Source organism: Corallococcus sp. CA053C, assembly GCF_003611675.1.
In the GTDB taxonomy this organism is placed as follows: Bacteria; Myxococcota; Myxococcia; order Myxococcales; family Myxococcaceae; genus Corallococcus.
This window is the reverse complement of sequence record NZ_RAWA01000442.1, coordinates 1-7,881: the sequence shown is the minus strand read 5'-3', so window position 1 is coordinate 7,881 and position 7,881 is coordinate 1. Positions and strand designations below refer to the sequence as shown.

7 protein-coding genes and 1 pseudogene are annotated in these 7,881 nt (G+C 72.1%); all 8 read right to left on the bottom strand.

Going from position 1 to position 7,881, the window contains the following annotated elements:
• Window positions 1-303 precede the first annotated feature (303 nt).
• Complete coding sequence (locus tag D7V97_RS36705) at window positions 304-591, bottom strand: hypothetical protein (protein WP_120615267.1); 288 nt, start codon at window positions 589-591, stop codon at window positions 304-306.
• A 2-nt stretch (window positions 592-593) separates the two neighbouring features.
• Window positions 594-2,423, bottom strand: a complete 1,830-nt coding sequence (locus D7V97_RS36700; protein ID WP_120615266.1) for a PEGA domain-containing protein — start codon at window positions 2,421-2,423, stop codon at window positions 594-596.
• Window positions 2,424-2,490: 67 nt separating this feature from the next.
• A complete protein-coding gene (locus D7V97_RS36695; RefSeq protein WP_120615265.1) occupies window positions 2,491-3,807 on the bottom strand; it encodes a S41 family peptidase in 1,317 nt (438 codons plus the stop codon).
• A 112-nt stretch (window positions 3,808-3,919) separates the two neighbouring features.
• On the bottom strand, window positions 3,920-4,780 hold the full coding sequence (locus D7V97_RS36690; RefSeq protein ID WP_120615264.1) for an alpha/beta fold hydrolase: 861 nt from the start codon (window positions 4,778-4,780) through the stop codon (window positions 3,920-3,922).
• Window positions 4,781-4,867: 87 nt separating this feature from the next.
• Window positions 4,868-6,022 (bottom strand): murein hydrolase activator EnvC, encoded by a 1,155-nt coding sequence (locus D7V97_RS36685; protein WP_199729069.1) that lies wholly within the window; start codon window positions 6,020-6,022, stop codon window positions 4,868-4,870.
• The gene (locus D7V97_RS36680) at window positions 6,019-6,921 is read right to left on the bottom strand and encodes an ABC transporter permease (RefSeq protein ID WP_120615262.1); all 903 of its coding nucleotides are present in this window, start codon (window positions 6,919-6,921) and stop codon (window positions 6,019-6,021) included. The genes D7V97_RS36685 and D7V97_RS36680 overlap by 4 nt, the downstream gene beginning before the upstream one ends.
• A complete protein-coding gene (gene ftsE / locus D7V97_RS36675) occupies window positions 6,918-7,610 on the bottom strand; it encodes a cell division ATP-binding protein FtsE (protein ID WP_120615261.1) in 693 nt (230 codons plus the stop codon). Before ftsE ends, D7V97_RS36680 begins: the two co-directional genes overlap by 4 nt.
• A gap of 91 nt (window positions 7,611-7,701) precedes the next feature.
• A pseudogene (locus tag D7V97_RS36670) lies at window positions 7,702-7,881 on the bottom strand (hypothetical protein); the annotation flags it as partial.

Sequence of the window (7,881 nt, the reverse complement as noted above, 5' to 3'; positions counted from 1 at the left end):
CCGCCCATCAGCACTCCCACGCGCTTGCCCATGTCGTTGCTACCTCCGTGGGCTCCCTCCAGAGCATGGATGATGCCACGCACCGGCGGTCCTCCCCGGGGGCGGACAGCGCGTGCAACCGGCTGGAATGACAGGGGGTTTCCGGGTGCCGGCGGTCCAGGAGCAGCCGTGTCCGGGGGGACACGGCGCGGCCCGGAGGCCACGCCCTGAACACCGCCGGACGGCGAGACCCGGCCGCTGGGACGCAGCCGGGAACCGACGAGGCCAGGCCCGGGTCAGGTGCCCTGGGCCCGGCCCGTGACTTCAGCCCGCGTCGGGCCGGCCGCCGTCGGGAAGGAGCCCGCCGTCGGTGGTGCCGGCATCCACGCCGGCGTCGGTGGTGCCGGCATCGGAGGTGCCCGCATCCACGCCCGCGTCGGTCGGGGTGCCATCACCGGAGACGCAGACCTGGTCCTGGCAGACGTAGCCCTCCAGGCACTTGCCCTGGTCGCAGGGCTGCCCTTCCGGGTCGAAGTCGACGAGCAGGCTGCAAGCGGACAGCCCCAGGAGCAGGGCCGAGGGAACGATGAGCGATGAAAGGCGGCGGCGCATGGCTAGTAGTTCCGGAGGTCGTCTTCGTCGAGCTTGGGGCGCTGCTGCTTCTTCTTCTCTTCCTCGCGCTTACGCTTCTCCTCTTCCTCGCGCTTGCGCTTCTCCTCTTCCTCGCGCTTGCGCTTCGCCTCCTCGTCGCGCTTGCGCTGCTCCTCCTGCTCGCGCTTGAGGCGGGCCTCCTCCTCACGCTGGCGCTTCGCCTCGGCCTCGCGCTCCTTGCGCGTGAGCTTCTTCGCGGGCGGCGGCGTCACGGCCGACGGCGTCGACGTGGGGCTCGCCTTCGGGGCCGGCTCGGTGCGAGTGGTCGGCGGCGGCGGCATGGGCAGCGCCTTGTCCATGGGCTTCACTTCGCGCACCGGGGCGGCGCGCGTGGACGGGGCTGGGGTGGCGCGGGAGGACGACGCTTCGCTGGCGCCGCTTCCGCCGCCGTCCTTGTTGTAGAAGGCGAGGTAGCTGCCCGCGCCCGCGGACACGAGGCCCGCGAGCACGCCCACGTCCGCCACCAGCGCGTACGTCTTGCCGGTGCTCTTCAGGTCCTCCGCGCGGGTGCTGCCCTGGGGCGCGGTCTTGAACGCGTCCGCCTTGGAGGAGGCCTCCAGGCCGAAGTAGATGCCGCCCGCCAGCAGCGCCACGCCGGTGGCCAGCAGCACGTAGCCCGCCGTGCGGCGGCTCACGCCCCCGCCTCCGGTGAAGTGCTTCACGGGCTTGCCCCCGACGCGCGCCGCGTCCTGGGCGACCAGCCCCGTCAAGAGCGACTCGGAGCCCGTGGCCATCGCGTCGCCGCGCGGCACCGGCCCCGGCGCGTACGCCAGGTTGTGGCCATCCGCCACGTCCAGCCGCAGGCCCGTGACGGTCAGCGGCGCGTTGCCCGGACCGCCGCGCACCAGCAGCGCCAGCACCTGCGGCACGCCCGCGAGCGCGCCCAGCTCCTGCAACGCCTTGTCGCGGTCCTCGCTGTCGGGGTTCTTCTGGATGCGCTGCACCAGCGCGTCCAGCCGGGGCTGCACGGGCAGGCGCGTGAGCGGGAAGGACGCGTCACCCTCGCGGGCGCGCCCCTCGGTGACGGCATAGCCCGGCGCCACCAGCGTCACGTAGTGGTCCGCGCGCGTCAGGCCGGTGAGCGACACCGGGGACACGCCCCGGAAGGCGCCGTCCACGAACACCTGCGCGGGCACGGGCTGGGTGCTCACGTTCAGCGTGGCCTCCGCGCCCTCCAGCTGAGCCTTGCGCTCCTTCTCCACGAACGCGACCGATTCGGGCGGGAAGAAGTTGGGGTTGAACTGGGCGCGCGGATCCACCGCCAGCACCGAGCGCAGCTCCAGCTCCGCGGCCTTGTTCTCGCCGTTGGCCAGCTGCGTCGCGGCCTTCATCACCCGCGCGCGGCTCAGGAGCGCGAACGCGCGCGACAGGTCCGCCTGCTCGTAGGAGCGCACCGCGGCGTCGAAGCTCTGGAGCGCCTTCACCGTGTCCAGCTCGTCGTAGGCCTTCGCGCCTTCCTTGAACGCGGCGTTGCCCTCCACGGCCTTCGCCGCGCGAGCCGTCGCGCCCTGGGCGTCCAGCGCGTCCGTCAGCCGCACCAGCTCCAGCCTCCCGGAGCGCGCCACGGCCTGCTCGGCCCAGTGCGCCAGCTTCAGCGCCTCGCCCTCCAGCGAAGGGTCCAACGCAATGGCCACCACCGCCACGCGCGGCCCCGTCGCCGCCGGCAGCGTTCGCGGCATCAGCCGCAGCGGTACGTGTTGCTGCTGCTGCGCGGCGGCGGGGCCCATGGCCAGCATTCCCACCAGCCAGCCACTGAGCGTCGCGTGCAGCGCGCGATTGAAAGGACGTCGCATCCGGTCTCCCTCGTTGCTGTGCGCATTACACGCACTGCCCGGCGGAACGCCAGCCTCGAAAGGGGTTTCAGCGACCCGCCGTCCCTCCGGGGCCCCGGGACGCCACCGGCGCGAGACCATGGAGGTAGTTGAGGGCCACCCGGAGCTGCGCGTCCGTGAGCTTCGCCGTCACCGCCCAGTCCTTCAGGTTCGCGGGCAGCGAGCGCGGCGCGGCCACGACCTCCGACGTCGTCTGCGAGGGCTCCGCCTTGAAGTGGCGCTGCAGGTCCTTCTCCCGGGGCGCCTCGCTTCCGGCCTTCCCCGAGGACTCCTCCGGCACGAGGAAGTCCGGGGTGATGCCCTTCTCCTGGATGCTGCGGCCCTTGGGCGTGTAGTAGCGGGCGATGGTGAGCTTCAGCCCGGAGCCGTCCTCCAGCTCGATGACGGTCTGCACACTGCCCTTGCCGAAGGTCTGCGTCCCCATGATGACCGCGCGGCCGTGGTCCTGGAGCGCGCCGGCGACGATCTCCGACGCGGACGCGCTGCCCGCGTTGACGAGCACCACCAGCGGGTAGTCCTTCTCCGTGTCGCGGTCGCGGCTGCGCTCCTCGGAGGCGTTGCGGCCATCGCGCCCGCGCGTGGACACGATGGGCAGGTTGCCCGGCAGGAAGCGGTCGCTCAGCGCCACCGCCTGATCCAACAGGCCGCCGGGGTTGTTGCGCAGATCCAACACCACGCCGTCCAGCTCCCGCCCACCGTTGAGCGCGCGCAGCCGGTCCAGCTCCTTGCGCAGCGACTGGTCCGTGCGGTCCTGGAAGTTCTTCACCTTCACGTGGCCGATGCCGTCGTAGAGCGCGCCCTCCACCGACACGATGCGGATGTGGTCGCGCAGGATGGCCAGCTCCTGGGGCGCGTTGAAGCCCGCGCGCATGAGCGTGAGCAGCACCCGGCCTCCCGCGGGGCCGCGCATCTTCTGCAGCGCCCGGCCCAGGTCCATGCCCTGGGTGCTCTCCCCGTCGATGGCCAGCAGCTCGTCCCCGGCCTTGATGCCCGCGCGCGCCGCTGGCGTGTCGTCGATGGGCGCCACCACCACCAGTCGCTCACCCTTGCGGGCGATTTCGATGCCCAGCCCGCCGAACTCGCCCGACGTGTCGATCTTCATCTCCCGGAACACCTCCGGGGGCATGAAGACGGTGTGCGGATCCAACGTGTCCAGCATCCCCTGGATGGCGCCGTGGACGAGCGTCTTCCGGTCCACCGGCTCCACGTAGTTGTTCTCCACGTAGGAGAGCACGCGCGCGAACAGCTCCAACTGGCGGTACGCCGTCTCGTCCTTGCTGGCGGCGCCCGCCGGCTCCCGCGCGAGCACCGGAGCGCCCCACAGGAGGAGCGCGGTCAGGCCCATGCGCCACGGCGGGAAGAGACCAGTCGTCACGGGAGCGCGTCCTTTGCGGCGGGAGGAAGGGGCCTTGCGAGCCCCTTTGACTCTACACCCGGCCCCCCGGACGATTCCCGTCCTACAGCCCGGCCCGGTCCGCGAAGCCCACCAGGTGGGACACGAACGCGTCCGGCCGCTCCATCTGCGGCACGTGGCCGAAGCCCTCCACCACGTGCACCTCCGCCTGGGGCGGCAGGTGCTGCCGGTACCAGGCGAGGATTTCAGGGGGAAGCAGCCGCTCACTGCCGCCCCAGAGCAAGAGCACCGGCATCTTCAGGTCCCGCACCGCCTGGGGCGCGATGCTCGCCTGCGTGGCGATGGCGTCCGCCGCCAGCGCCTGCACCGTGGGCGTCGTGTAGAACTTGCGCATCTCCGACGCGAGCAGCATCGCGGCCCACGGTGGGCTGTGGAAGAGCCGCTTCGTGAGCGCGCGCGCATCCGCGTTCGACTTCACCGCGAACACGCCCAGCAGCGACGTCAGGGCCTCGGGCGTCAGCTCCGCGCCCGCGGGGGCCACCAGCGCCAGCGCCTTCACCCGCTCGGGATGCTCGGACGCCAGGTTGACGGCCATGGCGCCGCCCAGGGAGTTGCCCACCACGAGGGCCGGCTGCTTCACCACCTCCTCGCAGTAGGCGCGCAGCACGTCGAACTGGCCGCGCACGCAGGTGGGCCCGCCGCAGTACTCCCCGGAGAAGCCGTGCCCTGGCAGGTCCGGCGCGAGCACGCGCGAGAAGCGCTTCGCCAGCCCGAAGAACGTCCGCCCGAAGCCGTTGGCCGACCCGCCCAGCCCGTGCACCAGCACCACCGGCGGACCACTCCCCTGCCCCTGGAGCGCGTAGTGGTGCACCGCCTGGCCCGCGACGTTCACCGTCTCCGACTCCACGCCCCGCGCCACCAGCACGCGGCGCATCGCCTTCTGCATCCCACCCATCAGGTCCACGTGCGGGCCTCCTTCTTCTTCATGACCACCGACGGGCAGCTTCTAACGGTTCTGGATTCCAGGCGCAGCGCGTCATGACCGACATTGTCATGGGGTGACGGCCGCGGCGGGAGCGGGGGCGAGCCAGGGTGCCGGGTCCACGGCCTGCCCGGCGCGGCGCACCTCGAAGTACAGGTAGGCGCCCTTGAGGGAGCCGGTGTCGCCCACCTCGCCCACCACGTCGCCCGGGGCCACGCGCGCGCCCACCTCCTGGGTGATGGTGGAGAGGTGGGCCACCAGCGTGTGGAAGTCGTCGCCGTGGTCGAGGATGAGCAGGTTGCCGTAGCCGCGCAGCCAGCCCGCGTAGACGACAGTGCCCTCGGCCACCGCGTGCACGGGGGCGCCGGCCGGGGCGCGGATGTCCACGCCCTTCTGCACGGTGACGGTGTTGAAGCGCGGGTTCACGACGCGGCCGAAGCCCACCTCGATGATGCCCGTGACGGGCCGGGGCAGCTTCCCCTTCAGCGCGCCGAAGCCGCTCGTCGCGGGGGCCTCGTGCAGGTCCACCAGCATGCGGGTGAGCTCCGCGTCCGCGCCCTCCAGCTCGCGCACGGCGCGCTTCGCCAGCTCCGCCTCGCCGGCCAGCTTCCCCACGACCTCTTCGAGCGCCTCCTGCTGGGCCTGGGCCTGCTTCGACTGCTGCTGGAGGAAGGCCACGCGCTGGGACAGCGAGGTGTGCAGCCGCTTCAACTCCAGCGTCGCCTGTCGCTGGAGCCCCGCGACGTGCTGCACGGTGCGCAAGAGCTCCAGATCGCCCGCCATGCTGGCCTCCAGCGCGCGCGCCCGCCACATCAGCGCGGCGAAGTCCTCCGCGGACAGGAGCACCTCCAGGGGCCGGCGGCGCTGGAGCCGGTACAGGGTGCGCAGGCGCGGGGACAGGCGGCGAAGCTGGGCGCGCAGGGCCTCGCGCAGCACGGCCTCCTCGCGCTCGGCCAGCACGACGCGGCGGCGGAAGAGGTTCAAGTCGCCCTCCAGCGCGCGCACCCGGCGGCGGGAGAACGCGGCCAGGTCCTCCATCAGCTCCATGCCCTCCAGCACGGAGAGCTTCTTCGCCTCCACCAGCGCGAGCGTGGCGCGCTGCGCGGCCAGCTTCTCGCGGATGGCCGCGCGCTCCGCCTCCTCGTCCTGCTGGGCCGGCGCGGCGGTCGCGCCCAGGAGGCCCAGGACCATCACGAGCCGAACGAATCGGACGGGCCGGCTCATACGCGCAGGAAGCGCCCCACCGCGACGAAGCTGCCGCCCAGCCCCAGGACGCACCCGGCCGCGAGCAGCTCCAGCGCGGTGCGCGTCTCCACCCACGGCGCGTTCACGCCCGGCCCCAGGAGGAACGCGAACAGCGAGCCCAGCGTGGGGCCCAGCAGCCGGCCGAAGAGCCACAGTCCGCCCAACGCCACCAGTGCGCCCAGGAGCCCCTGCAGCAGCCCCTCCAGCAGGAAGGGCGCCTTCACGAAGCGGTCGGTGGCGCCCACCAGCTTCTGGATTTCAATCTCCTCGCGCCGCGCGTAGATGGCCAGCTGGAGCGTGGCCGCGACGATGACGATGGTCGTCCCCAGCACCACCACCAGCGCCACCAGCGCCCCGAAGCTCAGTGCACGGGCGATGGCGGACAGCCGCTCCACCGCGGCCTCGCCGTAGTCCACACCGGTGACACCGGGCAGCGCGCGAAGCTCCTTCGCCAGCGCCTGGAGCGCCGCGGGCGAGCGCCGCGCCTCCGGCACGCGCAGCTCCAGCGTCGCGGGCAGCGGGTTCTCCGGCAGCTCCGACAGGGCCTCGCCCAAATCGCCCAGCTCGCGCTTGAGCCGCGTGAGGGCCGCGTCCGGCGGCACCACCGTCACCTCGCCCTGGGACAGCTCCAGCACGCGCGTGTGGACGCCGTGGACCTCGTCCTGTCCCAGCTGCGGCGCCAGGTAGATGGTGACCTCCACCTCTCCGCCCAGCGACGCGAGCAGGTTGTCCACCACGTGCGACGCACCACGCGCGAGCCCCGCCGCGAACAGCGCGATGGCGATGGTGGACACGGCGATGAAGTGGACGAAGGGGGCGTGCTTCAACCCGCCGGCCGCCGAGCGCCCGAAGTAGGCCGCCTTCGACAGCACGCTCATACCACCATCCGCCGGGCCGCCTTGACGCCGTCCTCGTCGGAGACGATGAGCCCGCGCTCCAGGCGCACCGTGCGCTTCTGGTAGCGCGACAGGAGCGTGGCGTCGTGCGTGGCCACCATCACCGTGGTGCCCCGGATGTTGATGTCCGTGAGCAGGTCCATGATCTCCACCGTGAGCGCCGGATCCAGGTTGCCGGTGGGCTCGTCCGCCAGGAGGATGGTGGGGTCGTTCACGAGCGCGCGCGCGATCACCACGCGCTGCTGCTCTCCACCCGACAGCCGCAGGGGCAGCGAGTTCGCCTTGTGCTCCAGCCCCACGAGCTTGAGCATCCGGTGCACCTTCTCGCGGCCCTCCGCGCGGGGCACGCCCAGCACGTCCAGCGTGAAGCCCACGTTGTCCGCGACGCTGCGGTGCGGCAGCAGCTTGAAGTCCTGGAACACGACGCCAATGTTGCGCCGCAGGTACGGCACCGCCGACTCGCGGATCCGCGCGATGTTCTTGCCGCCCACCAATATCTGCCCCTTGGTGGCCTTCTCCCCGCAGAAGATGAGCTTGAGCAGCGTCGTCTTCCCCGCGCCCGAAGGCCCGGTGAGGAAGACGAACTCGCCCTTCTCCACGTTCAGGTTGATGTCCTGCAACACCGGCGGATCGCCGGGGTACGCCTTGTAGACGTGGAAGAACTGGATCATGACCGGGTGCGCGAGCCCCGGAGCCTACCACGGCCCTGGAGCACGCCCAGGAACGGGCCCGGCGCCCACCCGCGCGCCGGACAGCGAAGCGCTACGAGGGCTCACCCTCGCTGGCGAGGTAGCTCAGGATGACCTCGTCCAGGCTCTTCTCGGAGATGAGGTCCTCGCCGAAGAGCGTCTCCACGCCCACCTCGTTGATGCGGGGCTTCTCCTTGAGGGCGCGCGCGGCGGCCACTTCGGGAGGGAGCACCACGGGCACCACGACGGGGGG